Origin of the sequence: Agrobacterium vaccinii (assembly GCF_021310995.1) — a bacterium.
Lineage (GTDB): Bacteria > Pseudomonadota > Alphaproteobacteria > Rhizobiales > Rhizobiaceae > Agrobacterium > Agrobacterium vaccinii.
Genome location: NZ_CP054151.1, coordinates 1,153,308 through 1,180,000, shown reverse-complemented (window position 1 = coordinate 1,180,000; position 26,693 = coordinate 1,153,308). Strand labels below are relative to the sequence as shown.

25 protein-coding genes and 2 pseudogenes (1 of these 27 only partly in view) are annotated in these 26,693 nt (G+C 56.7%); 12 read left to right on the top strand and 15 right to left on the bottom strand.

The annotated features are described in order from the left end of the window. Positions 1-654, top strand: the final stretch of a protein-coding gene (locus HRR99_RS20585; RefSeq protein ID WP_233124680.1) for a M23 family metallopeptidase. It extends 1,284 nt beyond the left edge of the window; 654 of the gene's 1,938 nt are visible here — the last part of the coding sequence; its start codon lies beyond the left edge, outside the window; its stop codon occupies positions 652-654. 55 nt (positions 655-709) lie between these two features. Here the strand turns inward: HRR99_RS20585 and clpB are convergent, their stop codons facing one another. Together clpB and HRR99_RS20575 are read right to left on the bottom strand one after the other, a co-directional pair. Continuing rightward, positions 710-3,328, bottom strand: coding sequence for an ATP-dependent chaperone ClpB (gene clpB / locus HRR99_RS20580; RefSeq protein ID WP_233124679.1), 2,619 nt, complete (start codon positions 3,326-3,328; stop codon positions 710-712). Between the two features lie 256 nt (positions 3,329-3,584). Continuing rightward, positions 3,585-4,394 carry a class I SAM-dependent methyltransferase gene (locus tag HRR99_RS20575; RefSeq protein ID WP_233124678.1) on the bottom strand — a complete coding sequence of 270 codons (810 nt, stop codon included), beginning with the start codon at positions 4,392-4,394 and terminating at the stop codon, positions 3,585-3,587. Between the two features lie 109 nt (positions 4,395-4,503). Between HRR99_RS20575 and HRR99_RS20570 the strand changes: the two genes are divergently transcribed. The 4 genes from HRR99_RS20570 (at position 4,504) to HRR99_RS20555 (ending at position 8,681) form a co-directional block, all read left to right on the top strand. After that, positions 4,504-5,637 carry an ABC transporter substrate-binding protein gene (locus HRR99_RS20570; protein ID WP_111838503.1) on the top strand — a complete coding sequence of 378 codons (1,134 nt, stop codon included), beginning with the start codon at positions 4,504-4,506 and terminating at the stop codon, positions 5,635-5,637. A 93-nt stretch (positions 5,638-5,730) separates the two neighbouring features. Next, positions 5,731-6,867 carry an ABC transporter substrate-binding protein gene (locus tag HRR99_RS20565; RefSeq protein ID WP_233124677.1) on the top strand — a complete coding sequence of 379 codons (1,137 nt, stop codon included), beginning with the start codon at positions 5,731-5,733 and terminating at the stop codon, positions 6,865-6,867. Continuing rightward, positions 6,868-7,935: a FecCD family ABC transporter permease gene (locus tag HRR99_RS20560; protein ID WP_045229511.1), complete on the top strand. Its 1,068-nt coding sequence runs from the start codon at positions 6,868-6,870 to the stop codon at positions 7,933-7,935. Further along, a complete protein-coding gene (locus HRR99_RS20555; RefSeq protein ID WP_233124676.1) occupies positions 7,929-8,681 on the top strand; it encodes an ABC transporter ATP-binding protein in 753 nt (250 codons plus the stop codon). The genes HRR99_RS20560 and HRR99_RS20555 overlap by 7 nt, the downstream gene beginning before the upstream one ends. Before the next feature lie 233 nt (positions 8,682-8,914). On the opposite strand, the gene HRR99_RS20550 is transcribed toward HRR99_RS20555, so the two are convergent. From HRR99_RS20550 to HRR99_RS20535, 4 genes and pseudogenes are all read right to left on the bottom strand, one after another. Further along, positions 8,915-9,505 carry a methyltransferase family protein gene (locus HRR99_RS20550; RefSeq protein WP_233124675.1) on the bottom strand — a complete coding sequence of 197 codons (591 nt, stop codon included), beginning with the start codon at positions 9,503-9,505 and terminating at the stop codon, positions 8,915-8,917. Between the two features lie 3 nt (positions 9,506-9,508). Beyond that, positions 9,509-10,114: an SCO family protein gene (locus HRR99_RS20545; protein ID WP_233124674.1), complete on the bottom strand. Its 606-nt coding sequence runs from the start codon at positions 10,112-10,114 to the stop codon at positions 9,509-9,511. Continuing rightward, on the bottom strand, positions 10,101-10,568 hold the full coding sequence (locus HRR99_RS20540; RefSeq protein ID WP_233124673.1) for a copper chaperone PCu(A)C: 468 nt from the start codon (positions 10,566-10,568) through the stop codon (positions 10,101-10,103). Before HRR99_RS20540 ends, HRR99_RS20545 begins: the two co-directional genes overlap by 14 nt. Before the next feature lie 11 nt (positions 10,569-10,579). Further along, a pseudogene (locus HRR99_RS20535) lies at positions 10,580-11,665 on the bottom strand (heavy metal translocating P-type ATPase); the annotation flags it as partial. A 160-nt stretch (positions 11,666-11,825) separates the two neighbouring features. Between HRR99_RS20535 and HRR99_RS20530 the strand changes: the two are divergent. The 7 genes from HRR99_RS20530 to HRR99_RS20500 all read left to right on the top strand — a co-directional run bounded on the left by HRR99_RS20530 (position 11,826) and on the right by HRR99_RS20500 (position 19,842). After that, positions 11,826-12,752 (top strand): ArsR/SmtB family transcription factor, encoded by a 927-nt coding sequence (locus HRR99_RS20530; protein WP_112500586.1) that lies wholly within the window; start codon positions 11,826-11,828, stop codon positions 12,750-12,752. A 115-nt stretch (positions 12,753-12,867) separates the two neighbouring features. Further along, a complete protein-coding gene (gene arfA / locus HRR99_RS20525) occupies positions 12,868-14,379 on the top strand; it encodes an arabinosylfuranosidase ArfA (RefSeq protein ID WP_233124672.1) in 1,512 nt (503 codons plus the stop codon). 91 nt (positions 14,380-14,470) lie between these two features. Next, positions 14,471-15,574, top strand: a complete 1,104-nt coding sequence (locus tag HRR99_RS20520) for an ABC transporter ATP-binding protein (RefSeq protein ID WP_233124671.1) — start codon at positions 14,471-14,473, stop codon at positions 15,572-15,574. After that, complete coding sequence (locus tag HRR99_RS20515) at positions 15,567-16,475, top strand: carbohydrate ABC transporter permease (protein ID WP_233124670.1); 909 nt, start codon at positions 15,567-15,569, stop codon at positions 16,473-16,475. The genes HRR99_RS20520 and HRR99_RS20515 overlap by 8 nt, the downstream gene beginning before the upstream one ends. After that, a complete protein-coding gene (locus tag HRR99_RS20510) occupies positions 16,472-17,323 on the top strand; it encodes a carbohydrate ABC transporter permease (RefSeq protein ID WP_233124669.1) in 852 nt (283 codons plus the stop codon). The genes HRR99_RS20515 and HRR99_RS20510 overlap by 4 nt, the downstream gene beginning before the upstream one ends. Before the next feature lie 72 nt (positions 17,324-17,395). Next, on the top strand, positions 17,396-18,718 hold the full coding sequence (locus HRR99_RS20505; protein WP_422387371.1) for an extracellular solute-binding protein: 1,323 nt from the start codon (positions 17,396-17,398) through the stop codon (positions 18,716-18,718). Between the two features lie 398 nt (positions 18,719-19,116). Then, positions 19,117-19,842 carry a MipA/OmpV family protein gene (locus HRR99_RS20500; RefSeq protein WP_233124667.1) on the top strand — a complete coding sequence of 242 codons (726 nt, stop codon included), beginning with the start codon at positions 19,117-19,119 and terminating at the stop codon, positions 19,840-19,842. On the opposite strand, the pseudogene HRR99_RS20495 reads toward HRR99_RS20500, so the two are convergent. From HRR99_RS20495 to HRR99_RS20455, 9 genes and pseudogenes are all read right to left on the bottom strand, one after another. After that, positions 19,810-19,986: pseudogene (locus tag HRR99_RS20495) on the bottom strand (SAM-dependent methyltransferase); the annotation flags it as partial. The gene HRR99_RS20500 and the pseudogene HRR99_RS20495 overlap by 33 nt on opposite strands. A gap of 4 nt (positions 19,987-19,990) precedes the next feature. After that, a complete protein-coding gene (locus HRR99_RS20490; RefSeq protein ID WP_233124666.1) occupies positions 19,991-20,404 on the bottom strand; it encodes an EamA family transporter in 414 nt (137 codons plus the stop codon). Continuing rightward, positions 20,404-21,549, bottom strand: a complete 1,146-nt coding sequence (locus tag HRR99_RS20485) for a GNAT family N-acetyltransferase (protein ID WP_422387352.1) — start codon at positions 21,547-21,549, stop codon at positions 20,404-20,406. Before HRR99_RS20485 ends, HRR99_RS20490 begins: the two co-directional genes overlap by 1 nt. Further along, positions 21,530-22,345, bottom strand: coding sequence for an alpha/beta hydrolase (locus HRR99_RS20480; RefSeq protein WP_233124665.1), 816 nt, complete (start codon positions 22,343-22,345; stop codon positions 21,530-21,532). Before HRR99_RS20480 ends, HRR99_RS20485 begins: the two co-directional genes overlap by 20 nt. Beyond that, positions 22,335-23,207 carry a fatty acid desaturase family protein gene (locus HRR99_RS20475; RefSeq protein WP_233124664.1) on the bottom strand — a complete coding sequence of 291 codons (873 nt, stop codon included), beginning with the start codon at positions 23,205-23,207 and terminating at the stop codon, positions 22,335-22,337. Before HRR99_RS20475 ends, HRR99_RS20480 begins: the two co-directional genes overlap by 11 nt. After that, on the bottom strand, positions 23,204-23,557 hold the full coding sequence (locus HRR99_RS20470; protein ID WP_233124663.1) for a DMT family transporter: 354 nt from the start codon (positions 23,555-23,557) through the stop codon (positions 23,204-23,206). The genes HRR99_RS20475 and HRR99_RS20470 overlap by 4 nt, the downstream gene beginning before the upstream one ends. Then, on the bottom strand, positions 23,554-24,507 hold the full coding sequence (locus HRR99_RS20465; RefSeq protein WP_233124662.1) for an arginase family protein: 954 nt from the start codon (positions 24,505-24,507) through the stop codon (positions 23,554-23,556). Before HRR99_RS20465 ends, HRR99_RS20470 begins: the two co-directional genes overlap by 4 nt. 4 nt (positions 24,508-24,511) lie before the next feature. Beyond that, a complete protein-coding gene (locus HRR99_RS20460) occupies positions 24,512-25,933 on the bottom strand; it encodes an aspartate aminotransferase family protein (RefSeq protein ID WP_233124661.1) in 1,422 nt (473 codons plus the stop codon). A 21-nt stretch (positions 25,934-25,954) separates the two neighbouring features. Further along, the gene (locus HRR99_RS20455) at positions 25,955-26,638 is read right to left on the bottom strand and encodes an MtnX-like HAD-IB family phosphatase (protein ID WP_233124660.1); all 684 of its coding nucleotides are present in this window, start codon (positions 26,636-26,638) and stop codon (positions 25,955-25,957) included. Positions 26,639-26,693 lie beyond the last annotated feature (55 nt).

The window sequence follows — 26,693 nt, the reverse complement described above, 5'->3', positions numbered from 1 at the left end:
GAGGGGCCGGATGGCAAGGCGACGGATCAGTCCGAACTTCTCTATGTGAATGCCAAGTTCGGCGACAGCGAAACCCGCTTCTATCGTTTCCAGAACCCGGATGATGGCAGCGTCGATTACTTCGATGGCCAGGGCAAGAGCATCCGGCAGTTCCTGATCCGCAACCCTGTGCCCAACGGCCGCATGACATCGGGCTTCGGTATGCGCCGTCACCCGGTACTGCGCTTCAGCCGCATGCATACCGGCACCGACTGGGCAGCACCGCGCGGAACGCCGATCATCGCTACTGGTAACGGCGTCGTGGAAAAGGCCGGATGGGCATCTGGTTACGGCAACCAGACGCTGATCCGCCATGCGAACGGGTATGTGTCCTCCTACAATCACCAGAACGCCCTTGCCAAAGGCGTGGTCGAAGGTGCGCGTGTAACGCAAGGTCAAGTGATCGGTTATGTCGGCTCGACCGGCCTTTCGACCGGCGCCCACCTGCACTATGAGCTGATCGTCAATGGCACAAAGGTAGATGCTATGAAGGTCCGCCTGCCGGGCGGAAAGTCGCTGTCCGGCGAAGCGCTGGCACGGTTTTCAGATGAAAGACGCCGTATCGACACGTTGCTGAATATTGATGGCAAAACCGAGCAGGTCGCCAGCCGTTAATAGAATTCTGCCACAAACAAAAAGGGCTCCATCGCAGGAGCCCTTTTTCATTTCATCATGCCGCGTCGGCTGTTTCGATGCCAGACTGCTGAGGCCTGACCTTGAACAGCAGACGGTCTGTGCCGGAAGTGACTTTCACGCGCGCGCCATCGGGGATTTCTCCGCCGAGGATCATTTCGGCAAGGCGATCCTGTACCGATTTCTGGATGATGCGCTTCAACGGGCGGGCGCCGTAGGCCGGATCGTAACCCTTATCGGCCAGCCAGATGCGCGCGTCTTCGTCCAAATCCAGTTCTATCTTTCGATCGCTGAGCAGCGACACGAGACGCTGAAGCTGGATATCGACGATTGCACCCATTTCGTTGCGATGCAGACGATGGAACAGGATGATGTCGTCGATACGGTTGAGGAACTCCGGCCGGAAGTGGCCGCGTACCCGCTCCATCACCATATCACGAACGGAATCAACATCGTCGTTGTCGCCCATCTGCGTCAGGAATTCCGAACCAAGGTTCGAGGTCATGATGATGATGGTGTTTTTGAAATCGACGGTGCGACCCTGCCCGTCTGTCAGACGGCCATCATCCAACACCTGCAACAGGACGTTGAACACATCCGGATGCGCTTTCTCGATCTCGTCGAACAGCACGACTTGGTAAGGACGCCGACGAATAGCTTCCGTCAAAGCGCCGCCTTCCTCATATCCGACATAGCCTGGAGGCGCGCCGATCAGCCGGGCAACGGAGTGTTTCTCCATATATTCCGACATGTCGAGGCGAACCATTGCGGTTTCGTCATCGAAGAGGAACCGCGCGAGTGCCTTGGTCAGCTCCGTCTTGCCAACGCCGGTCGGGCCGAGGAAGATGAAGGAGCCGATCGGGCGATTGGGGTCCTGCAAACCGGCGCGTGAACGGCGAACCGCCCTCGACACGGCCTGCACTGCTTCGCCCTGCCCGACGACGGACTTGGCAAGATCGTCTTCCATGCGCAGCAGCTTTTCGCGCTGGCCTTCCAGCATCTTGTCGACTGGAATACCTGTCCAACGCGAAACGACGTGGGCGATGTTGTCAGCCGTCACCACTTCCTGGACCATGGAGGCTGTGCCGCTGCTGTCACGTGCTTCTGCGTCGGCCAGTTCCTTTTCAAGACCCGGAATAATGCCATAAGTCAGTTCACCAGCGCGCTGGAACTGTCCATTACGCTGAGCTGTCGCAAGCTCATTACGAGCTTCATCCAGTTGCTTCTTCAGGTCAGCGGCATGGCCGAGCTTCTGCTTTTCCGCCTGCCAGCGGGCCGTCAGCGCATCTGCCTTTTCTTCCGTATCGGCCAGCTCATCCTCGAGTTTCTTCAGCCTGTCTGCGGAAGACACATCGGTCTCCTGCTTCAAAGCTTCCCGCTCGATCTTGAGCTGAATGATGCGGCGATCAAGTTCGTCCAGCTCTTCCGGCTTGCTGTCCACCTGCATACGAAGGCGCGATGCGGCTTCGTCCATCAGGTCGATGGCTTTATCAGGCAGGAAGCGGTCGGTGATGTAGCGGTTGGAAAGCGTGGCAGCCGCAACCAGAGCCGAATCCGAAATACGAACCTTGTGATGCTGCTCGTATTTCTCCTTCAACCCGCGCAGGATCGAAATCGTGTCCTCAACGGTCGGTTCGCTGACCAGCACCGGCTGGAAACGACGCGCGAGAGCGGGGTCTTTTTCGACATGCTTGCGGTATTCATCGAGTGTGGTTGCACCGACGCAGTGAAGCTCGCCACGAGCCAGAGCAGGCTTCAGCAGATTGGACGCATCCATCGCGCCATCGGCCTTCCCGGCACCCACCAGTGTGTGCATCTCATCGATAAACAGCACGATGCCACCGGCTTCCGCCTGCACTTCGCTCAGAACGGCCTTCAGCCGCTCCTCGAATTCACCGCGATATTTTGCACCGGCAATCAAAGCACCCATGTCGAGCGCCATCAGCTTCTTGTCTTTGAGGCTTTCCGGCACGTCACCGTTGATGATGCGCAACGCCAGACCTTCGGCAATCGCGGTTTTACCCACGCCCGGTTCACCGATCAGGACAGGATTGTTCTTGGTACGGCGCGACAGAACCTGGATCGTGCGACGAATCTCATCGTCACGACCGATCACGGGATCCAGCTTGCCATCGCGCGCTTCCGATGTCAGGTCGCGGGCATATTTCTTCAGCGCGTCAAAGCCTTGCTCGGCGTTGGCGCTATCTGCGGTGCGACCCTTGCGGATGTCGTTGATGACCTGATTGAGCGCTTGCGCCGTGACGCCAGCCTTTTTCAGGGTGGAGGACGTGGATGCCGATGTCTCAATGGCGAGCGCCTGCAACAGCCGCTCCACGGTGACGAAGCTGTCACCGGCCTTCTTGGACAAATCTTCGGCTGTCGAAAAGGCCTTGACCAGCGGACCGGTCAGCGACAGGCCACCGTTTCCGCCTGAAACTTTCGGAATTTTCGCAAGCACGGCATCGTTGGCAAGCTTGGCTTCCTTGGCGTTACCGCCAGCGCGCTCGATCAGCGCCGCCGCCATGCCCTGGTCATCATCCAGCAAAACCTTCAAGACGTGTTCTGCGGAAAACTGCTGGTGGTTTTCGCCCAGCGCATAGGTTTGCGCCGACTGAAGAAAACCACGAACGCGTTCAGAATATTTCTCGATATTCATATCAAACTCCTCTTACCGCCCTGCCCGTATCGGCACAGTCCGGATTGTTAGGGTTGAGGCTCCCTGAAGCGGCAAGCCTCGTTGCGAAAACGCCAGAATTGGATTTGCCGTTTTCGCCTTGAACGGATCATCGGTTGTTTCGCCGATCTTCCGTTCTGATGGGCTTGATATGGTGGGCAGTTTTGACGGTTTAAAGAGGGCGCCACGGGTACAGCGTTGATTTTTCACGGGAGCAACGAAGCATTCTTCTGTCGTTTTACCCTGGTTTACGAGCGCAGATCGCATAGCGGTGCTGAATGCCGCGGGCTGCGGCTTTCAAAACATTCCAGTTCTTGGCTTGTGTCTTGTGAACTTCACGTAGATTGGTATCGACCACGACATCCTCAAAGCCCGCGTCTCGCAACAGCGCTGCAACGGCATCGGCCCGCGCACCTTTGGAGAAATAAACGCGCGACAGAATGCTGTTGTGTGTGCCCATCATGTCCGCAGGCGCGTGCATCGGGTCGGCCTTCAGCAGTCCACGTTTTTGCAGCCAGTTGGCCAGATTCTTCAGTAATTTCTCTGTGAGGCCGACATTGACGAAATCGCCATCGACGATCAGCAACTTGCCGCCGGGCTTCAGGACACGCAGCCATTCACCAAAAGCAGCCTTGGGGTCCACCAGAGTCCAAACGAGGTGGCGGTTGATGATGACGTCGTGGGCGGCATCCGGCTCCATCGTGTTTTCAGCGTCACCCATGCGAAACGTGATGGTGCGTTTGCGGTTTTTGGCCTTTGCCTTGGCGCGCTCCAGCATGGGTTCAGCCCAGTCGAGCCCCGTCACGCGGAAGCCGAGATCATCCATCAAATGCGATATGACACCGGTGCCAGAGGCGAGATCGAGAGCGCTTCTGCCCTCACCCTTGCCGACGTGCTTTTCAACGAGGCGAAGCCAGGCCAGCCGTTCCTCCTCGGAAAAAATCTCATGGCCGGGAGACAAGTCGAATGTCGCGGCCCGCGCAGACCAATAGGCCTTGATTTCATCGCGAAGGCCAAAATTGTTCCCGTAATTGTTTGCGCTATCCATGACGTCCAACCTTCGCGATTGCCAGTTTCGAAATGCTCTAAAAGATAAAACTTGACTAACGCAATCATAAAACCATAAAGCGCGGACAGTTTTACTGGAGAAAAATTCGATGCGCATTAGAGGCAAATCCGCCATTCTTGCAATGGGTCTTTTCGTTTCTACCGTACTGCCTGCATTTGCCGACAAAGTGACGATCAAGGATGTGACCGGGCGCGATGTCGAGGTGAATGTTCCCGTAAAGCACGTTATTTTGGGCGAAGGTCGTCAGATCTATTTCCTCGCAGCGCTCGACAAAAATAACCCGTTCGAACACGTGGTTGGCTGGCGCGACGATTTGGCCAAGGCAGACCCGGAAACCTATGAGGCTTATCTGGCGAAGTATCCTGAGGTCGCCAAGCTTCCGACCTTCGGCGGCATGAAGGATGGCACTTTCGATGTCGAACAGGCCGTTGCCCTGAAGCCCGACGTCATCATCATGAACATTGACGCCAAGACCGCGACGGAAGAGGCCGGCTATATCGAGAAGCTCGGCAAGGTCGGTATTCCCTTGGTCTACGTCGACTTCCGTGAAAAGCCGATGGAAAACACCGAGCCGAGCATGCGCGTCATGGGCAAGCTGATGGGCCGGGAAGACATTGCCGAAGACTTCATCACGTTCCGCTCCGACAGCATCAAGCGCGTGACGGACGTTCTGGAGAAGGAAAAGCCCAAGCGCCCTGTCGTTTTCATGGAGCGCGCAGGCGGCTACTCCGATGATTGCTGCATGTCCTTCGGCAACGAGAATTTCGGCAAGATGGTCGAGATCGCCGGTGGCATCAACATGGCGAAAGACATCATTCCCGGCACTTTCGGAACCGTAAACCCTGAGCAGGTCATCGCCTCCAACCCGGACCAGATCATAATCACCGGTGGCAAATGGGACGCATACGTTCCTGGCGGCAAGTGGGTGGGCGTTGGTTACGGCGCGGACCTGAAGGAAGCCCGTCGCAAGCTGGAAGACCTGACCAAGCGCCCGGCCTTTACCGGCGTCAAGGCTGTCGAAGACGGTAATGTCCACGCCATCTGGCATCAGTTCTACAACAATCCGTACCAGTTCGTCGCCATTCAGGAAATTGCCAAGTGGCTGCACCCTGACCTCTTTAAGGACCTGGACCCGGAAGCAACCTTCAAGGAACTGCATGCCCGCTTCCTGCCGCTCGACTATAAGCCTGGCTACTTCGTGTCGCTCAAGGACAACAAATAAGACGAAACGGCGCGGGGGGAGCGCTAATCGGACATAGGGCGGAGCCGCAATCACGGCTTCGCCACAATGCATTTAAGACCGAAAGGATTGCCCATGCCGTTCAGGAATTTTAACCGGATCGCCGCCCTCATTCTCGCATTGCTCGCAATGCCAGCGCTGTCAGCCGAAATCATCGATTCCGCCGGTCGCAAGGTCGAGATCGACAACCCCGCGAAACGCGTCATCGTCGGTGAGGCACGTCAGGCGCATGTGATCGCCGCGCTGAAAGGCGACAAGACCTTCGACACCATCGTCGGCTGGCGTGATGATCTGATCAAGAAAGACCCTGATAGCTACGCGGCCTATGTGGAACGCTTTCCGCAGATCGCAAAACTACCGCTGTTCGGCTATCTGCCGCAGGGCGAGTTCAGCCTCGAACAGGCCATCTCGCTTTCGCCAGATGTGATCACGCTCAATCTGGAGGTGGAAAAAACCGCCAAGGAAAGCGGGTTCGAGGAGAAGGCAGCGGCGGCGGGCATCAAGGTCGTCTATCTCGACTTCCGACTCGACCCGGAAAAAAACAGCGAAAATTCCGTCCGCGTCCTCGGTACTATTTTCGGGGCCGAGCAACGCGCGGAGGAGTTCATCGCTTATCGCCGCGCACAGATCGCGCTGGTGACGGACAAACTGGCGTCTGTGAAAGATTTGAAGCGCCCGGGCGTTTTCATCGAGCGCGCGCCAGGCATCTCAGGCGAAGACGCCTGCTGCCGCACCTTCGGCCCTGTCAATTTCGGCACCATGGTCGAACAGGCGGGTGGGCACAACATCGCAGCGGACGTGATCAAGACCACCTTTGGTGACCTCAACCCCGAGCAGCTTCTGGTGTCCAACCCGGACCATGTCATCGTGACCGGCTCCAATTGGGCAGCCGAATCCGACATCAACCAGTTCGTGCCCGTTGGCCGCGGTGCCGATATGGCTCTATCGCGTGAACGTCTGGCAAAGCTGATGACGCGCACGCCGTTTCCGGAACTGGATGCGGTGAAGAAGGGCAATGTCCACGCCGTCTGGCACCAGTTCTATGGTGCGCCTTACGAGTTCTTCCCCATCCAGCAATTTGCAAAATGGTTTCACCCGGACCTGTTTACCGATTTGAACCCGGAAAAGAATTTCGAAGAGTTTCACCAGAAATTCCTGCCGGTGACCTACAAGCCGGGATATTTCGTTTCACTTGAAAAAGGCTCGAATTAAATGGCACCCATCGTGGAAACACAGGTCGAGACGACGGGGCGCGATCAATATCGCGCTCTGGCCGGTCGCCGTATCCTGATCCTGATCGGCCTCGTCGTGGCGCTGTGCCTAAGCGTCGCAACCGATATGGCGCTTGGCCCGGCGCGTTATTCGCTATCTGAAGTCATTGGAGCCATCTTCGATCCTGCCGCCGTCGCCAACCAGCTGCGCGTGGTGATCTGGGATATCCGCATGCCGATTGCACTGATGGCGGTCACCGTCGGTGCCTCGCTCTCGGTAGCAGGTGCGCAGATGCAGACCATTCTGTCGAACCCGCTAGCCAGCCCCTTCACGCTCGGTATTTCAGCCGCCGCCAGCTTCGGCGCGGCTCTGGCGCTGGTCGGCGGCGTGGCGATTTTTCCCGGTGCCGTGGAATATATGATCCCCATCAACGCCTTCCTGATGGCTATGCTGGCGGCCATGTTCATTCACTTTGCTTCCACGATGCGCGGCGTTTCGGTTGAAACCATCGTGCTGCTCGGCATCGCGCTGGTATTTACCTTCAATGCCGCTTTGTCCCTGCTGGAATATCTGGCGTCGGAACAGGCGCTCGCCGCCGTGGTGTTCTGGACCATGGGCAGCCTGACCAAGGCGACATGGGCGAAGGTCTATGTCACCGGCGCCATTCTGGTGTTGACCGTGCCACTGTTCATGAAAAACGCCTGGGCGTTGACGGCGCTGCGGCTGGGTGACGACAAGGCCGCCAGCATGGGCGTGAATGTCCGCCGCCTGCGTTTGCAGACCATGCTGACCGTCAGCCTTTTGGCCGCCATTCCGGTCTCCTTCGTCGGCACCATCGGTTTCGTCGGCCTCGTCGGCCCGCACATCGCCCGGATGGTGGTGGGCGAAGACCAGCGCTTCTTCTTACCAGGATCGGTGATCTGCGGCGCGCTGCTGCTCTCCGTCACCTCCGTCGTCAGCAAGATGCTGATCCCCGGTGCCATCCTGCCGATTGGCGTCATCACCGCACTGGTCGGCGTGCCCTTCTTCTTCGTCCTCATCTTCTCCAACAGGAGACGCGCATGGTAGCCCTCGCCCTTCAGGATGTCGGCGCCAAATACGGGCGCACGACGGTTCTTTCCAATGTCACAATGGATATGCTGGAAGCCGGCAGCGTGACGGCGGTGATCGGCCCCAATGCGGCGGGAAAATCCACGCTGTTCAAGCGCATCGCAGGCCTCATCAAAGGCCCCGGTGTGGTGACGCTTTCTCAGATTGAACAGGGACCGCGCACCATCTGCTACATGCCGCAGGATACCGGCGCCAACGCAGTTCTGACCGTCTACGAATCCATTCTGCTATCCGCCAAACAGGGCAGCAGCTGGAAAGTGCATGATGATGAACTGGCCGAGATCGACGCCATTCTGAAAGCGCTCAACATCCACGACCTGGCGTTTCGCGGTCTCGGCGAGTTGTCGGGCGGTCAACGGCAATTGGTGTCGCTGGCGCAGGCGCTGGTGCGCAAGCCGGAAGTGCTGCTGATGGACGAACCAACCTCTGCGCTGGATCTCCATCGTCAGGTCGAAGTCCTCGACTTCGTCACCCGCCTTGCCCGTAAAAACGGCATGATCATCCTGATCGCCCTGCACGACCTGAACCACGCGCTTCGCTACTGCGAACACACCATCGTCATCGCCGGCGGCAAAATGGCGGTCAGCGGCCAGACAGCGGATGTGATTACGCCAGATATGCTGAGGAACATCTACAAAGTGGATGCGCGGATTGAAATGTGTTCGCGGGGGCAGCCGTTTATTCTGGTGGATGGGACGGCGTGAAATGGTGAGCATGCCGTTTATCGGGACATGTGGGCCTTATTTTTATAGCTGAGGGCATTTCGTAAAGAGTGGTTGTGGGACCGAAGCCCTTGGGAACAACAGGCCCGAGCCCGGTTCTGCATCCTGCCGTTCCGTCAGACTCAAGCGGTCGCCAAGACCGTAGTTACTAAGAACCTAGTCAGTAACCCTACATTTTGCTTCTCAGCACCATAAAAGTGTTAGATGATCCTCGATTACAGCCATCTTCTGACCCGTTGACGGTAGTCGAAATACGGCTTGCCAAGGTCGTGGTCGAGGACACGTTCTTCGATGCGTACCTGCATCCATGCGGCCACAACGACGCAGATGAGAATAGCAAGCAGCAAGCCTGTCGGGTGGGCGAGTACAAGGCCCGAGAATAGTGTGATCTGGCCAACAAAAACGGGGTTTCTGGAATACGCAAACGGACCTTCGGAGACGATGCTTCCCAACCTGCCTGCTGCGGCACCGATCCGCCAGGAATTGCCCATGTACCACTGAGAATAAAGCGCACCCGCGCCACCTACGATCATCAGCATGATACCGATCGATGCAGCGGGGGCGCCGAGGTTCAACGGAGTGATGGTGCCAACGGCCCACTCCGCATCAACCCATAACGATACCAGCGGCAAAGCGCAGCCAAGGATAAAGGCGAACCGGAAGAGTGCAGCAGGAATTCCCTGACGCTCCCGCCCTGCCGAAAACAGCCAGACGCTCTGACCGGATCGTCGCGCCGTGCGGAACGTGAGATAGAGGAAGGCGAGAACATATGCCCAGATCAAGACGATGGTTACTATCTGGATCATGATCTATTCGCCGATCAGACGCCTGATTTTCTGCATCCGAACCTCTGCCGTTTCATGGCTGTCCAAAGTGCCGAAGAACCTGCCATCGGCACGCACGAGCTGGACGCCAGCGGTGTGATCCATCTCGTAGGAGTCACCCTCCCCGACCTTCTTGTAATAAATATATCTTGCCTTGGTCATCTGCTGCAGCTGCTGATCCGGGCCGGTGAGAGCCAAGATGCGCTCATCGAAATAGGCGACGTAATCCTTGAGCAGCGCCGGCGTGTCACGGGCCGGATCGACACTGACGAAGACCACACGCAACTTGTCCGCCTCTGGCCCAAGTTGCTCAAGCACTTGCGCCATCTCGGCCAGCGCTGTCGGGCAGACATCCGGGCAATGCGTAAATCCATATAACCACGCCGATGGCTTGCCCAGCGTGTCGCGCTCCGCGACGGTCGCGCCATTCTGGTCCGTCAGTTGAAACGGGGTCGCATAGGGTTTCGCCTCGGCCTCCGTCGCAAACCTCCCCTCAACCCATACAATAGCAAGCGCGGTGGCGAGGACGGCAATCAGGCTCCAGCTTATCCACCGGATACGCTTCAGGAATTTCGAATTACGGGTGGTCATGCGTCTCAGCCTTCTGCGCGGATCGTTTCTCGACATTGAAGACGACGGGAACGCGACCCGCCTTCTCGAACACCAGCACCGCTTCGATCTTCTCGCCCTGCTTCAACTGCTTCGTGAGATCGGTGAACATGGCGTGGGTCCCTGCATCTCCAAGCGCAACGCTTTTGCCCGCTGGAAGCACCATTCCACCGTCCATTTCCGTCATGCGGGCCACGCCATCGGTGACTGTCGACGTGTGCATCTCGATCTTGGGAATGACGGTGCTTTCGATGGCAACCAGACGGTCGTCCGAGCTTCCGTTGTTGACGACGGTCAGATATCCAGCGGCGACCTTGGCGCCAGGCGGCGTCTCCACGATTTTCGGATGGTTGATCACGAGGTCGCCCACCTTATAGTCGTGAGCGAGGCTCGTGGTCGGCATCAGGGCAACAAGCCCGAGCAGCAGTCTGCGCATTGTATTCTCCTTCATTCCGCTACCTTGCCCTTCCAGGCGAGCAGACGCATGGCATTCATGGTGACGAGGACGGTGGCTCCCGTGTCGGCAAGAATAGCTGGCCACAGGCCTGTGACACCGATCACCGTCGTTATCAGGAAGACGGCCTTGAGACTGAGCGCCACGGTGATGTTCTGCCAGATATTGCCCATCGTCGCGTGCGACAGATCGATCATGTTGGCGATATCGGAGACCCGACCATGCAGGATTGCGGCATCGGCGGTTTCCAACGCGATATCCGTGCCGCCACCCATGGCTATCCCAATATCAGCCGCAGCCAATGCCGGGGCATCGTTGATGCCGTCACCGACCTTTGCGACGACGAAACCCTGGCTCTGCTTTTCGCGGACGATCTTCTGCTTGTCTTCAGGCAGAAGACCAGCGCGGACATCAATCCCTAGATCAGCGCCGATTGCCTCTGCCGTCCTCTGGTTGTCGCCCGTCAGCATCACTGCGCCGATCTGCGCCCGCTTCAGCATCTGGAGACCCGATTTCGCATCGTCGCGTGGCTCGTCGCGGATGGCGATCATGCCCGCAACGGAATTGCCCGCGAGCAGGATGGACACTGTCTTGCCCTCAGCGTTGAGGCTGTCGATCTGATCCAGCAAAGCCTGCTCGATCGGCTTCTCGGCGAGTGCCGCCTTCGGTGACAGCAACATGGCCTGCTCGCCGCCGATGGAGCCCGAAACACCCTTGCCGGGGATCGCTTTTGACGCGAAGGCGGGCGGGACCGGCACCTTGTCGTTCTTGGCGCGCTCCAGGATCGCCATCGCGAGCGGGTGGCTGGAACCGCTTTCCAGCGCCGCCGCCATAGACAGTATCTGCGCATGCGACCGCCCGACCGGGATGATATCGGTGACCTTCGGCTTGCCCTCTGTCAGCGTTCCCGTCTTGTCGAGCGCCACAAGCGTGACCCGACGCAGGTTCTCAAGAACAGTGCCACCCTTCATCAGCAGTCCACGCCGCGCACCTGCGGAAAGACCAGCGGCGATGGCGGCGGGCGTCGAGATGACCAGCGAGCACGGGCAGCCGATCAGCAGAATGGCCAGACCCTTATAGGCCTTGCCGATGGACGCAGGGCCCGGGGCAATCAGCGAGCACGAGTTATCAAACCAGTCCAACCGTATCGATTGTCATAGATTTGCAGGTGATTATGCATTGATCAAATCAGGTTTTCAGGTACAAAAAAGATTAGCTATTATTCTTGGGAGCCTGATCGTGAATCGCAATTTCCTTGTCGTGGACCCAGAGGAGCATCAATCCGTTCTCAAGGCTCTCGCATCACCGGCGCGTATTGCGATGCTAAAACTGATGCAGCGGAAAGGACCAATGAATGTCAATGATCTTGCCGCTGAGCTGAGCCTTCCGCAATCAACTGTTTCAACAAGCGTCCAGTTACTGGAAGACGCAGGGCTTATACGCACAGAAACGATCAAGGCTCGCAAGGGAAGCCAGAAGATTTGCTCGTGCGTGTACGATGAAGTCCTGATTGTGCTGAAGGATAACATCAAGGAAACGGAAAAAAACGCGATTGAGGTGTCGATGCCTTTGGGTCTCTACACCAGCTTCGAGGTGTCCGCGCCCTGTGGTCTTTGCTCGGTCGATGGCATCATTGGACTGCTCGATGTTCCCAGCACGTTTCTTGATCCAGACCGCATGAAAACAGCGCTGATATGGTTCACGCGCGGCTATGTGGAGTATCAGTTTCCAAACAATGCAAGGCTTTCGAATGCGGAAATTCGCGAGATCGAATTCGCTTTGGAGCTCAGTTCCGAAGTCCCGGGCACCAGCGCTGACTGGCCCTCCGACATTACCCTCGCTGTCAATGGAATCGACGTCGCGACATGGACTTCGCCCGGAGATTTTGGCGACCAGAGGGGCGTTTACACTCCCGATTGGTGGAAACTGAAAGGCTCCCAATATGGCAAGCTTAAGAGTTTCCGTGTCAACGAAGATGGCTCTTATGTCGATGGCTTACGCATATCGGACGTGCGGCTTTCCGATCTGGGACTGGAAGTCCATCACTCCATACGTCTGCGCATCGGCGTGAAAAACGACGCCAAACATCCTGGCGGCATCAATATTTTTGGCCGGGGATTCGGCAATTACGACCAGGATATTTTGCTGCGATTGCGAACGCGCTAGGCCGTTTCGACGGGTGCGCTGCACAACACTTTTAACTTGACCCAAAGGCCGTTGTTGTCTCTATTTATCTCAAATAATGATACATATCATAGATTTGGATACAGTGGAGAATGAGATGAAGGCGGCCGTTACTGCCCACGCCAAGTTCAGCATCGCCGAGATCGATCCGCGCCTTTACGGTTCGTTTATCGAGCATCTTGGTCGGGCCGTTTACACAGGGATTTACGAGCCGGATCACGCGACTGCCGATGAAAACGGCATGCGGCAGGATGTCATCGACCTCGTGAAGGAGCTTCAGGTCCCGATTGTCCGTTATCCCGGCGGCAACTTCGTTTCAGCCTATAATTGGGAAGACGGGATCGGTCCGCGGGAAGAGCGCCCCGTCAGGCTGGACCTTGCATGGCACACGTCAGAGAGCAATCAGGTCGGCATTCATGAATTCGCGGACTGGTGTACTTCTGTCGGCACGGAAATGATGCTGGCGGTCAATCTCGGTTCTCGTGGTCTGGATGAGGCGCGCAACTTTCTGGAATACGTCAACCACGAGGGGGGTAGCACTTGGAGCGACAAGCGGCGCGCCAATGGCCGCGAAGAGCCATTCGACGTGCGCCTATGGTGCCTTGGCAACGAAATGGACGGCCCCTGGCAGATCGGCCACAAGACAGCAGACGAATATGGAAGACTTGCCCATGAGACGGCCAAAGCGATGCGCGCTTTCGACAGCCGCCTCGAACTGGTCGTCTGCGGGTCGTCGAATGCTCACATGCCGACTTACCCGCAGTGGGAGGCAACCGTTCTGGAGCACACATATAACGAGGTCGACTATATCTCGCTGCATATGTATTTCGAAAACCGCGCCAAGGACACGGCAAATTACCTCGCTCGCAGTTTGGAACTCGACAATTACATCGCCACCGTTGCCGGTGTGATCGCCTATGTGAAGTCGAAGAAGCGATCCAAAAAAGATGTCTATATCTCTTTCGACGAATGGAACGTTTGGTACCACTCCAAGGAGCGTGACCGTGCGATTCTCGAAGGTGGTAGCGGTTGGCCAGAGGCGCCCGCGCTTTTGGAAGATGACTATAATTTCGAGGATGTGCTGCAGGTTGGTTGCATCCTTAACACGTTCATCAACCGGTCGGACGTCGTGCGGATCGCCTGCCTTGCACAGCTCGTCAACGTGATCGCGCCAATCATGACGGTTCCTGGCGGCCCTGCCTGGCGTCAGACGATTTTCTATCCGTACTATTATGCATCCGTCTACGGGCGTGGAACGGCCCTGAAGCTGATGGTCGATAGCCCAACCTATGAAGCTGACGGCGTAGGCTCCGTGCCCTACCTTGATGTTTCGGCTGTGCGCGACGAGGCCAAAGGCAATGTGACATTTTTCATCGTCAATCGTCACCTCACAGAAGCGCTGGACCTCGATGTTCAATTGCTGGAATTCGGTGCGCTCTCGATTGCAGACGACCAGGTCATTGCGCACTCCGATATCAACATCACCAACACCGAACACAAGCCTGACAATGTCGTACCGGTGAAAGGAGAAGGTGCCATATTGGATCAGGAACGGCTTACCGTTTCCGTTGCACCGCTGAGTTACCGCATGATCCGCCTGTCGGCTTGAGGACACGGTTGGGGGAGCAGAAGATGGACATACACTTTTACGCGGAACGAAGAGATCGCGACATGGCGTCGATGGCAGGGTGGAGGCTGACATGACGGCGCAGATCGAAATAGACAATGTCACCAAGCGTTATGGTGCCATGACCGTTCTGGAAAACCTGTCACTCTCGGTTAAAGCCAACGAGTTCATGGTCTTTCTCGGCCCATCGGGATGCGGTAAGTCCACCTTGCTGCGCATGATCGCCGGGCTTGAGAGCGTGGATGAAGGTACGATCTCCATCAACGGCGAGCGCATCGACACGCTTCCTCCCGGCAAGCGCGACATCGCTATGGTATTCCAATCCTATGCGCTCTACCCGCATATGACTGTCTCGGACAATATGGCGTTCGGCCTCCACAACATAGGTGTTCCCCCCGAAACGGTCTCGGCCCGTATCGCCGAAGCGGCTAGGATGCTGGAGATCGGCCATCTGCTTGAGCGCAAGCCGGGCCAGCTTTCCGGCGGCCAGCGACAGCGCGTGGCCATCGGGCGCGCCATCGTCAAGGAACCAAAAGCATTTCTGTTCGATGAACCTCTTTCCAACCTCGACGCCGCCTTGCGCGTGAGAACCCGAGTCGAACTGGCCCAACTGCGCAACCGGGTCAAATCCACCATGATTTTCGTAACCCATGACCAGATCGAGGCAATGACGCTCGCCGACCGCGTGGTTGTGATGAACAACCGCAAGATCGAGCAGATCGGAACGCCGATGGATATCTATCTGCGTCCCGCCAGCCGTTTCGTCGCGACCTTTGTAGGTTCGCCCACGATGAACTTCATGCCGGTGCAGATTTCCGAGGCCGATGGCTTTGCAGTCGCCACCCTTCAGGATGGCTCCCGGCTGCAAACGGGCGTGCGTGCCGGCATGCTGACAAGCGGTGAACAGACGCTTGGCATCCGCGCGGAAGCGATACGGCGGGCGGAAGATGGTGCACCTTCAGCCACCAATGGCACGGTCGAGGTATTGGAACGACTGGGGGACCGCACGCTGCTTTACACACGGCTCGACGATGGCAGCATGATCGTCGCCGAAGATATCGGCCTTAGCCGTGCAAACATCGGAGACAGGATCGGACTTTCGCTGGATGGCCAGCGGGCGCATCTGTTCGACGCGGATGGTCGAGCTTATCACGCGCAGGATGGCGACCATGGCTGAGACGGTCAGCAGCGCACCTCGCAAGGTCCAGTCGGTCAATGCACCCTTATGGCGCAATGCGCTTTTCGTTGCGCCTTACCTTTTCTTCTTCATCACTCTGCTCGTCGTTCCCCTGTTTTGGGGCATATGGCTCAGCCTGCACAAAGCAGACGCCTTTTCCGTCGGTCGCTTCGTTGGCCTGACGAATTACATCCGTCTGTTCAACGACCGCATTTTCATTCAGTCGATCTGGAACACGTTTTATTTTGTAGCGCTGACCGTTCCGGCTCTCGCCGTCATCGGGCTTTTGCTGGCACTGGCGCTCAACCGCCAGACGCGCACAGCGGCTGTGCTGCGCACTGTGTTCTTCGCCTCGTCGGTCCTCTCCGTCACCATTGTCACTTTGGTCTGGCGCATCGTCTTCATCCCAAACTTCGGCTTGCTATCGACGATCTATGGCTGGTTCGGCGCGACTGCCCCCGCCTTCCTGTCCAATCCCGATCTGGTGATGATCGCGATTGCAATCGCGACGATCTGGTGGTGCATCGGTCTGCCGATGATGCTGTATCTCGCGGCTCTCCAGCAAATCCCCGGTGACATCTACGAGGCAGCCGCGCTGGACAACGCCAGCCGCTGGCGCACCTTCCGCTTCATTACCTTCCCGTCCATCAAGCGGACTTTCGTGCTGGTCGTGGTTATCCAGATCGTCCTTCAGTTCCAGTTGTTCGGTCAGGCGAAACTGATGTCGAACGGCGGGCCAAACAATGTCTCCAAGCCGCTCGTTCTTTACATTTACGAAGCCGCCTTCACGAAATGGGACCTCGGTCTCGGAGCAGCAGCATCTGAGGTCCTGTTCGTGTTGATCCTGATCGCCGCAATGGTCCAGTTTCTGGTTTCTCGTCGACAGGGAGATGCGCAATGAGCAATGAACGCGTTTCCGGCATGGTCGGCCGCACCACAGGCGACCGGGTGATCCTCTGCCTCACTATCGCTTCGGCTGCCATTATGATGGCACCTCTCATCTGGGTCGTTGCCCTTTCGATCAAGGACAACAAGGAGCTGATGGTCAGCATGAACGCCGTGTTTCATGCGCCCTACACCATCCAGAATTACATCAACATCCTGGCAACATCTTCGGTGTTTCGCTGGATACTCAACAGCTTGGTTGTTTCGGGTGGCCTGACGATCGGCACGCTCATCCTGGCTTCGCTCGCTGGTTACGGCTTTGCCCGGCTCAACTTTCCGTTCCGAAATGTCATTTTCGTGCTCGTCCTGATGGGTCTTGCCGTGCCCGAGCAGGCGGTATTGATCGCGCGCCACCAGCTGTTCAGCTGGCTTAAATTCCACAACAGCTACCAGGGCCTTATTCTGCCCGGATTATCCGCACCATTCGGCGTATTCCTGATGACACAGTATTTCCGGGCCATTCCGAAAGAGCTCGATGAAGCTGCGTTGCTCGACAATGCAAGTCGCTTCAAGATTTTCTGGAAAGTTCTGTTGCCGCTAACGTTGCCGGCACAAGCGACCCTTGGAATATTCACGTTTCTAAACGCCTGGAACGATTACTTCTGGCCACTGATTTCCGGCACGAAAAAGGAAATGTACACGCTGACGGTCGGCATCGCTTCAACACAGACGAATTTTGCACAGTCGGAAGGCCTTGGCTTTCTGATGTCGCAGGCAGTCTTTGCGGGTGCACCGATCCTCATTCTCTACCTGTTCTTCCAGAAATACATCGTCACCGCGGTGTCGGGTGCTGCGGTGCGTTGAGCCATTTCAAAAAGCCCGGCGCATGCAATCGCCGGATCATAACACCGATCATGTACGGAGGAGACTATCATGATGCAGGTACTTAGACGGTCGTTTTTGGCGGCGGCATCCGTCGTCGCACTCATGGGGGCAAGCCCCGCATATGCTGCCGCGGAACTGACCTTGCAGCGCTTCTTTGGTGCCTGCGATGCGGATTTCGGCACCAATACCGATGTTACCAAGGCGGTTGGGGAATGCGGGATCATCACGTCGATCATCAACAAATTCAATGCCGACAATCCCGACATCCATATTTCGGTGACGACGGTGGAATGGCCAGGATATGACCAACTGACAGCACAATTTGCGGCCGGCGATCCGCCGGATATCGTGTCGATCCACCACTCTGCGATCTCCGATTACCAGTCCAAGGGATTGTTGCTGCCAGTTGACGAACTGTTGGCGAAAAATGGCATCACGCCGGACCTGTTTACCGAAGCAGCGCGCGGCGGGGTGACCAAAGAAGGCAAAATGTATGGCCTACCCATCGACAACTGGACCATGCTGTTTCACATCAACATGGATCTCTTCAAGCAAGCAGGCCTTGTAAATGCCGATGGAACCCCGAAGCTACCGACAAGCGTAGACGAGCTTCTGGCGCAGGCCAAACAGTTCAGGGAAAAGACCGGCAAACCTTACATGATCCAGAACCTCGCCAATGAAAAGGCGCTGTTCGCCCGCAACTTCTACACATATCTCTTCCAGCAGGGTTCAGATTTCTTTGCCGATCCAACCAAGGTCAAGCTGCAAACGCCCGAGGCAAAGAAGGTCATTGAGCTCTATAAGGCGCTCTACGACAACAACGACACCACCAAGGACATGGATTATGCAGGCGCGATCAACGCGTTTCTGGCCGGTGAAGGCGGTGTCCAGCTGAACGGCACATGGGTGATTGGCGATTACAACGCATCTTCGCAAACGAAGGGTACCGCACTGAACAAAGGTGGCTACGCGGTGTATCCTTATCCGCAGCTCTTTTCCGGCAAAAAAGCCCAATATGCCGACGGCCACGCCTGGGGCGTTTCCCAGAAAGACCGAACCGAGGAGCAAACCGCAGCCATCGGCAAATTCCTGAAGTTCTTTGCCGATAACGACTTCGAGTGGGCGCGCACCGGTCACCTGCCATCGGTAAAAGCTGTCCTGGAAAGCGATGCGTTCAAGGCCCTGCCTCACCGAGATACCGTGTCCTCCATCGCCACACTCGGCACACCGCTGCCTGCCACGGTGCAGCGCCAGTTTGCGATTCAGGATATTATTGGCGAGGAAATGAACGCAGCCATCATCGGCCAGAAAAATGTCGATGCAGCACTCGCCGACATGGAATCGCGAATCAACGACCTGCTCGCCAACCTTTAGAAGATTTGAACCCCTCGAAGGTTTTGACAGTGGAGGCCTGCTGCTGGACGACAGCAGTGGGCCTTTGGCAAATCTAAGTTTGTGCCCGCTATCCGACAACGCAAGCGCAGACCAGGTAAGCTTCACGACTTTCGCACCACAGCTTTAACGCGCGCCGCCGCACTCCTTATCCTGTGCTCGGGGTTAGTTCTTAGTGGCAATCAACGGAGTGAGACTCATCGCAATAATGTCCTTGTGGATAGAACTGAAAAAGAACAAGCTCACAGGTGATACTAAAAGGACGGGCGAGTGATATGAGTTCTTCAGCGCGCTGGCGTGGTTGTTGTTCAAGCACTGGTTTCTTTCTGGTCTTGATGATGACGACCTATCAAGCCTCGGCGCAAGATGCCCCACAGCACGTGTCAACTGATTGGATCGTGACGATCGGTGGTTCCACGGAGTATGGGCCATCTTATCCGGGTGCCAGCCGAAACTCGGTAGGTTTCATTCCATCCTTCGATATCAGGCGCATGGACGAGGCAGCGGACTATAGCGCGCCTGACGACAACATTGATTATACGCTGCTGGAGCTTTCAGGTGTGGAGTTCGGTCCCGTTGCTGGCTTTCGCTCTGGCCGGTCGATTTCGGACGACCGGCGCGTGATTGGCCTGCAAGAGGTAGACTGGGCAATCGATGCGGGGGCCTTCATACAATATTGGCCCGTCGAGGAAAAATTGCGGCTACGCGTCGAAACGCGCCAGGCACTGTGGGGCGGTGAAGGCCTTGTGGCAGACCTGGCCGCTGACTGGTTTTTGCCCGTCAACGACAAGCTTGTCTTTTCCTTAGGTAGCCGTGCCTCACTGGCAAATTCGGCCTATATGAATCCGAACTTTAGCATTACACCGGACGAGTCCGCGAGAAATGGACGTCTCGATGCCTTCGATGCGGACGGTGGATTGAAGTCCGTTGGTGTGGCAGTTGCAGCCACCTACACCATTTCTCCCGCCTGGAGCGCGCAAGTCTATTATAAATACGACCGGCTTTTGAATGATGCCGCATCGAGCCCGATCACAAGCGTTCTCGGTTCACCGGACCAGAACATTATCGGCTTTTCACTCAATCGGTCTTTCCAGATCGCTTTTTGAGCGAGAATAGAGATAACCGCGCGTGACGGGGACGATATCGTTGCGTTTGGTGATCTGAATCTGGAACACGACCAGATCCTCGTAGCGAAAAGCGGCTTCCGCCGTCGACAGGTAGTACTCCCACATCCGGCAAAAACGCGCGTCCAGATCATAGTGATGCGCGACATCGCGTTTCGGTAACCTCGTGCGTTTTGTCTTCGCCCTTACTGGCGATGGCAATCAACCAGACACCCGTCAGGATGAGGATGCTTCCGATGACCTGAAGCCTCATGACAGGTTCGCCGAAAATCAGCCATCCGCTAGCGATGACCATGACGTAGCTGACGGCAGACAGCGGAAATGCCTTGCTGAGATCGAGTTCCGAGAGGATGTTCATCCAGAGGAAAAAGCATATGATCTCGACTGCGATGGCTGCGATGACCCAGTGAGACTGGAGCGCACCGGCCAACCAATGCCACATGCCGCCGGTCTCGCCCATATCCTCGGCACCGCGTTTGATGAAAATCTGAAACAGCGTGTTGAGCACCGGCACTGCCAGCCACGACAGACGGATCGGGGTCATCACGTCACCTCATCGGTGGAAAAAAGTGGCGATAGTAACTTGAGAAGCGCCTGTACTATGGGGTTGCGATGACGAAAGAACATGCTGTTGGCCGTCAGCGTGCTGCCCAACCGGATTTTGTTTTCGTAATAGGCCTGCCCGCTTTGATACCGGGTCAGATCATGGTCGAGACAATAGCGTAGATTAGTGAACCAACTGAGGAAATAGGGATTGTAGGCACGGCCCTTTTCTCCATCCATGCAGAAAAACTTGTCGATCAGCGTCTCGTCATCGTGAACCAGGAGATTGGCCGCAATCAGCGTATCATCGACAAAGTAGAACGTGCAGAAGGCTCGGCCTTCCATCCGCACCAGAATGCCGGAGAAATAGGCTTTCGTCAGCTCCTCGAACTGCCATTCGCTGCGGTTGCGCGTATCATGATAGAGCGTCATGACCTGCGGCAACAAATCGGCAAAATCCGTCCTCGTTTCGATGCGCACCTTTTCAAGCGACTTTAGCTTGCGGCGCATATCCTTGCGCGTGCTGGCCGACAGGCATTCGAGATAGTCTTCGATGGTCGTAAAATCGATGTCGAGGGAGGCTGTCGGCAGACTGCCGATGGTGGCGAAACCGCGTTCACGGAGAACATCGACCAGCGCAAATGGCGCCGTCTCTGGTACATCTTTCACGCCCATTAGCGTACATTTTTCATTGGTCGCATAGGCTTCGAAAGCACTCAGCAACCGGCGAAACAGCGCCGGGCGCTGGCTGGCGGCGATATCGGGGTGAAAACCGATGGTAGCGCTTTCGGTGCAGGGCGAGCCGAGACATGCAAGCCGCATTGTCAGCAACCGTGGGGACCATTGCCGCATCCGTCGCACAATCCGTCGGACAGGTCCCTCCTCAAGCGTGGTATCCAGCGCGTAAGGGCAAATGAAGAAGGGCATGGCGGCAACGACCATGTCATTTTCGAAAAGCGTGACATAACGCCACTCGAAGCCTGCAAGGCCAGCCTCCTCTATCGCTAGCAGGCAGTCGTAATCCTCGACCTGCGCTGGGAAGCAAATGTTCCATGCTGCAGGCTCGATGTCGTGAAGCGTCTTGCTGATGTGGGCGACCGTGTCTCCCGTTCCCATGGCAACGGGACTATGAACGAGATGCAGCATGATGAGCCTCAAAAAAATCGGCGGTGAAATCCGCGACCTGGCGATGGTGCCGGTCGACATGGATCATGTGATAGCTGTCTTCGATCCATCGCAGTTCATGCGATCCGCCGATGTGATCGTTGATGTAGCGGGCATGCCGGGCATGACTGAGATCGTCTTCTACCGAATGCACGATCAGCGTCGGCGTATGAATATCGGGCAATCTTTGTTTGAGCGCCTTGCCCAGCCGATGCATCTCGATCAGCCCCTTTCCGGGAAACTTTTCGAGAATGCCTTCACTTGCCATGCCTCCGATCATCCGGCGCATGCGCGGGTCCTTGATACCCATCGAAGGCGTTTCGCTGAAACTCAGCCGATCCAGAAAAGGGACGTGCGAGAGCCAGTCGATGTGATGGGAAAGAAGCGGGTAATAGAACGGCACGTTCCAGCCATCATAACCGAAACATGGCGAGTAGACCGCAGCCGCCCGGATGGTGTCAGGTTGGGCATCCGCCGCCAAAATGGAAAGCTTGCCCCCGACGCAGATGCCAGCCGCAAAGACTTCTTCTGATCGGGCCGCCAGCAACGCCGCCGCATCGATCAAACTGTCCAGCCAATTTTGCCAGCTCGAACGGCGCAGGGCATCGACGTCGGAACCGTGTCCGGCCAGAAGGGGTGCATAAACGCTATATCCCCTGCGATTGAGCTGCCGGGCGACCAGCCGCATTTCCGATGGCGCACCGGTGAGGCCATGAACCAGCAGCACACCTCTGCCATTGGTTCCTTCCAGATAAAAACTCAGCGCATCAGATGTCACGATGAAGCTCCATCTCACGGTTTTCCTTGGCCATGAAGCCCAATGCGTGGCAGGTGCTGATGACGTGTACGCCCGCTCTCTCCTGCTCGGCCCTGATCTGCTCGTGCAGCGTGCTGAGTTTCGTCCAGTGTGTTTTCGGGCGGTAATGGTGTTCTGCATGATAGCCATTGCCGAACCACAGCCAGTTATAGAACGGCTTGTGACTGCTCACGCCCCAGGCAATCGGGACATCGGGATCACCGTGCAGATGTTCGTAATATCCGTTCAGCGACGAGAGGCAGTTGCCGAGATAATAGAAGGGGGCAAAAAACAGCACCGCTTTCCAGTCGTAAAGCAAGACGGCACCGACCATGGCCAGGAAGACCGCCAGCTCCAAACGTCCCCATTTGGCGTCGAACGGACGGTTCTTCGCGATGGCCCTGTGGATGTCTCCGATGTCGTCACGAAAGAAGCTGAGGAAGGTATAGGACCAGACATTTTCCGGCTCACCGTTGCGACCGTGGCGGTAGATCGACAGGAGATCAACCGTGTCACCTTTTTCATCCGGCCTGTCGCTGTTGCCAGAATGATGCCGCATGTGGATCCAGTGATAGTAGGTCTGGGAAAACCCGATAGCGACTGATTCCAGCAGGCTGAACCCGTAGTTCATCAACTTTGTCCTGAAGTAGGGCGTGTGGATGAAATTGTGGGATATGCTGTTGATATTCCACGAAATAGAAATGGCGTAGAGACAACCGAGAACGCCGGAAAGCCAAAGCGGTCGGCTGTGAAAACCGGCGATCAGGTAGATGTCGAAAGCCAGATGCGCAACGGCTGCGATGACCGGGGCGACATCCCATTTGGTATGTGCGAAGATTTTCATAATCCTGTAACTCCCACACAGACGACGCCGGAGGTGATGAGAAACACCCCCAAGGCGTGATTGATGTTGATGTGTTCTTTGAAAAAAATGGCCCCTGCCACAACGATTGCGGCGTAACTCAACGCCATCAAGGGAAAGGCAATCGAAAGCGGCACCCTCTGCAAAACCGCAGTCCAGCTCATCAATTCGAGCGCCCAGAAGACGATGCCAGCCCATGTGACCGGCTTGACCAAGGTCGCGGCCAGGGTGCTGTCATTGGCAGCATATTTGAAGCAGACTTCACGCGCCGTTTCCGCAAGGATGCAGAAACAGATCAGGCCAAGCATGGTGAGGGTCAGGCTGCCGTTCATTGCATGTGCTCCGCCAGAATATCGAGGAGCGCATAGTTTGACGCGCTGTTGACATCCTCGATCGCCGATTTGTCCTGACGCAGACGCGGCTGATCGATCAGGCTTTCGACCTTCTTTGCAATCTGCGTCCAGGGCATTCCCGAATAGGCAGGCGCGGAATAATCACCGATGACGTCCGCCCCAATGATGCGATGACGCCTGCCGATTTCGCTGATGAGGGAAAGGAGATAGGGCAGCCGCATACCGCCCTGATCCCAATTGGTGACGGCGTCATCGGCAGCCAGAACATCCTTGTCGATGGAGATATAGACCGATGGCGTCTGAATGCGACCGAGGATTTCCTCGAAGAAATTCGCCTCGCCGATCCCGCAAATCGAGCGCCAGTGAAGCGCACCGGCCTCGTGACGAAAACTCGGCCCGCTTCCATAGTCTGATGATACCCGGCTTGGAGGATGCGAATAGGGATAAAGCTCGAGCCTGCCCTGTCCGAGCCACTTGAGATTGGCACCCTTGCGCTCGGGATTGCGCAAGTCGTCGCTGCACACGCCAATGGTGATGACCTTGTCGATGTTCCGATTTTCCAGCGCACTGTTGACCCATGAGCCGCAGTGCAACCCGCCTTTAAATTTTACCCAGTCGGGATGATTGTCGAAATGGATCAGCGTCGTGGGGGTCGGATGTTTTTCCAATGCGGCGTCGAGCAGCAGAGCCGTTATGTGGTGGAAATCGCCTGACCCCATAAAGCAAAGCCGGGGTTGCCCGTTGAGAGCACATCCGTTCTTGGAAAGGCTGCGGGCGAGTTCACTGAGCTGACGCTGCTTGCTCCACAGCCGCACATCCCTGCCCGCATCCTTGTCGACATGTTGCGACGCGCCTGCGGCAACACAGGCGCGCACGAAACCGGGCTGCAACTCCAACGCATCATCAAGATGAAGGAGAAGGAGTTGCATGGTCCTATCTCCGTTCAGCGCGGATCAGCAATTGGTCGAGCAGAGCGAGCGCAAGATCGATCTCCTCATAGCTGATCAACAGGTTCGGTGCGAAGGTGATGACGTTCTTGTGGTAGCCGCCGACATCGAGAACGAGGCCGTAGGTGTTGGCACCCACCTGCAAGTCGCCCTTCATGCCTTCGTCACACAGCCAGTCCATCGTGGCCTTGTCGGGCGTGTAACTGTCGTCCTGGCAAATCTCCATACGCAGAGCAAGACCCAGTCCATCCACCTCGCCGACGATGGCGTGGGCACGCTGCAACTGCTTCAAGCCGTCCAGGAAATACGCACCCTTGGCCATAATCGCCGCGCCGAAGTCTTCCTCCTGCAGCATCTTCATGGTTTCCAGCGCAACAGCCGTTCCCATCGGGTTGCTGGCGAAGGTAGAATGCGTCGAACCAGGAGGAAATACCGTTGGATTGATCAGCTCTTCTCTAGCCCATACGCCAGACAGAGGGTTCAGCCCGTTGGTGATGGCCTTGCCGAATACCAGAACATCGGGCGACACACCGAAATGCTCCACCGACCAGAGTTTGCCGGTGCGATAGACACCCATCTGGATTTCATCGACCACCATCAGAATTCCGTGGTCATCCAGAACCTTCTTCAGACCCGTGAAGAAGTTCATCGGTGGAATGACGTAACCGCCGGTTCCCTGAATGGGCTCGATGTAGAACGCGGCGTATTCGCTCTTGCCGACCTTGGGATCCCAGACGCCATTATATTCGCTTTCGAACAAGCGGGCGAATTTGGCGACGCACATTTCACCATACTCTTCCTTCGACATGCCCTTCGGCCCGCGAAAATGGTAGGGAAACTCGATGAACTGTGCGCGGTCGCCGAAATGGCCGTAACGGCGGCGATACCGATAGCTCGAGGTGATGGCCGACGCGCCGAGCGTGCGGCCGTGATAGCCACCCTCGAAGGCAAACATCAGGCTTTTGCCGCCAGTGTAATTGCGAACGAGCTTCAGCGAATCCTCGATGGCCTGCGAGCCGCCAACGTTGAAATGCACCCGCCCCTCGTGGCCGAACTTCTGTTCGGCATCCTGCGCGATCAGTGTAGCAAGTTCGACCTTTTCGCGGTGCAGATACTGGGATGCCACTTGCGGCAGACGATCGAGCTGGCGGTGAACCGTCGCGTTCAGGCGTTCATTGCGATAGCCGAAATTGACGGCAGAGTACCACATCTGAAGATCGAGAAACGCCGTGCCGCCTTCGTCGTAAAGATAGGACCCGCTGCATTCGGTGAAAAACTTCGGCTTTGGAGAATAGTGAACCGTATCGCCATGGGAACAATAGGTATCTTCCAGAAGACGCAGTTCCTCTTCGGTCTTTTCGTGTGGCCAATCGGCTGCTGCTGAAACGGGTATGACATTGCTACGCATAAAAATGCCTTTCAGGCTGGTTCACGCGATCAGGGTTTGCGTCTGGGCACGGTAAGACCGTGCTCCGTCGGACAAGATCGACGTGATGCGGGGAAGAAGGTCGGTGAAGGTGTTGAAGGGAATAAAGGGGATGCCCTGCCGGCGGCAGTGATCGGCAAGCTTGTCTTTTGCAAACATGATGTCTGCCTTGTCAGAGACGCAGAAGTCCGAGCGACCGTCACCGATGTAGATCGTGCCGCCAACGGCTTCGACCACCGCGCATTTGCAGACGCCTGAGCCCGTGCCGCAGTTACGTTCAGCGAATGGCTGGCTGATGGAATAGGCGACGCCGTCTTCGCTCTTATGCTGGGTCAGCACGTTGGCTATGATGGGCAAATCGGCGATGTCGTGGCGGGCCAGAATACGGCCTATGAAATAGCCGACACCATCGCTGACGACGGTGACCGGTACATCCCATGCCTTGCAGGCGGACAAGAAGGCGGGGAAACCCGGATCGATCTCAACCGTATCGAGAAGCTCATCGAGATCACGCGGCGTGACGTGAAGAAGCGCGATCTGTTTGCGCATGCATTCTGCCGAGCCGATGAGGCCACGCAGCCATTGCTGTTCGATGAATTCCCATTCCGGATGGGCGAACCGTGTAAGAACCTGATCCGTCGTATCGCCGACCGAGATCGTTCCGTCAAAATCGCAAAACACTTGCATGAACCAATTCCTGCCTGTCGTCTGGCAGAGGTCATAACAAGGGCTGATGAGCCGA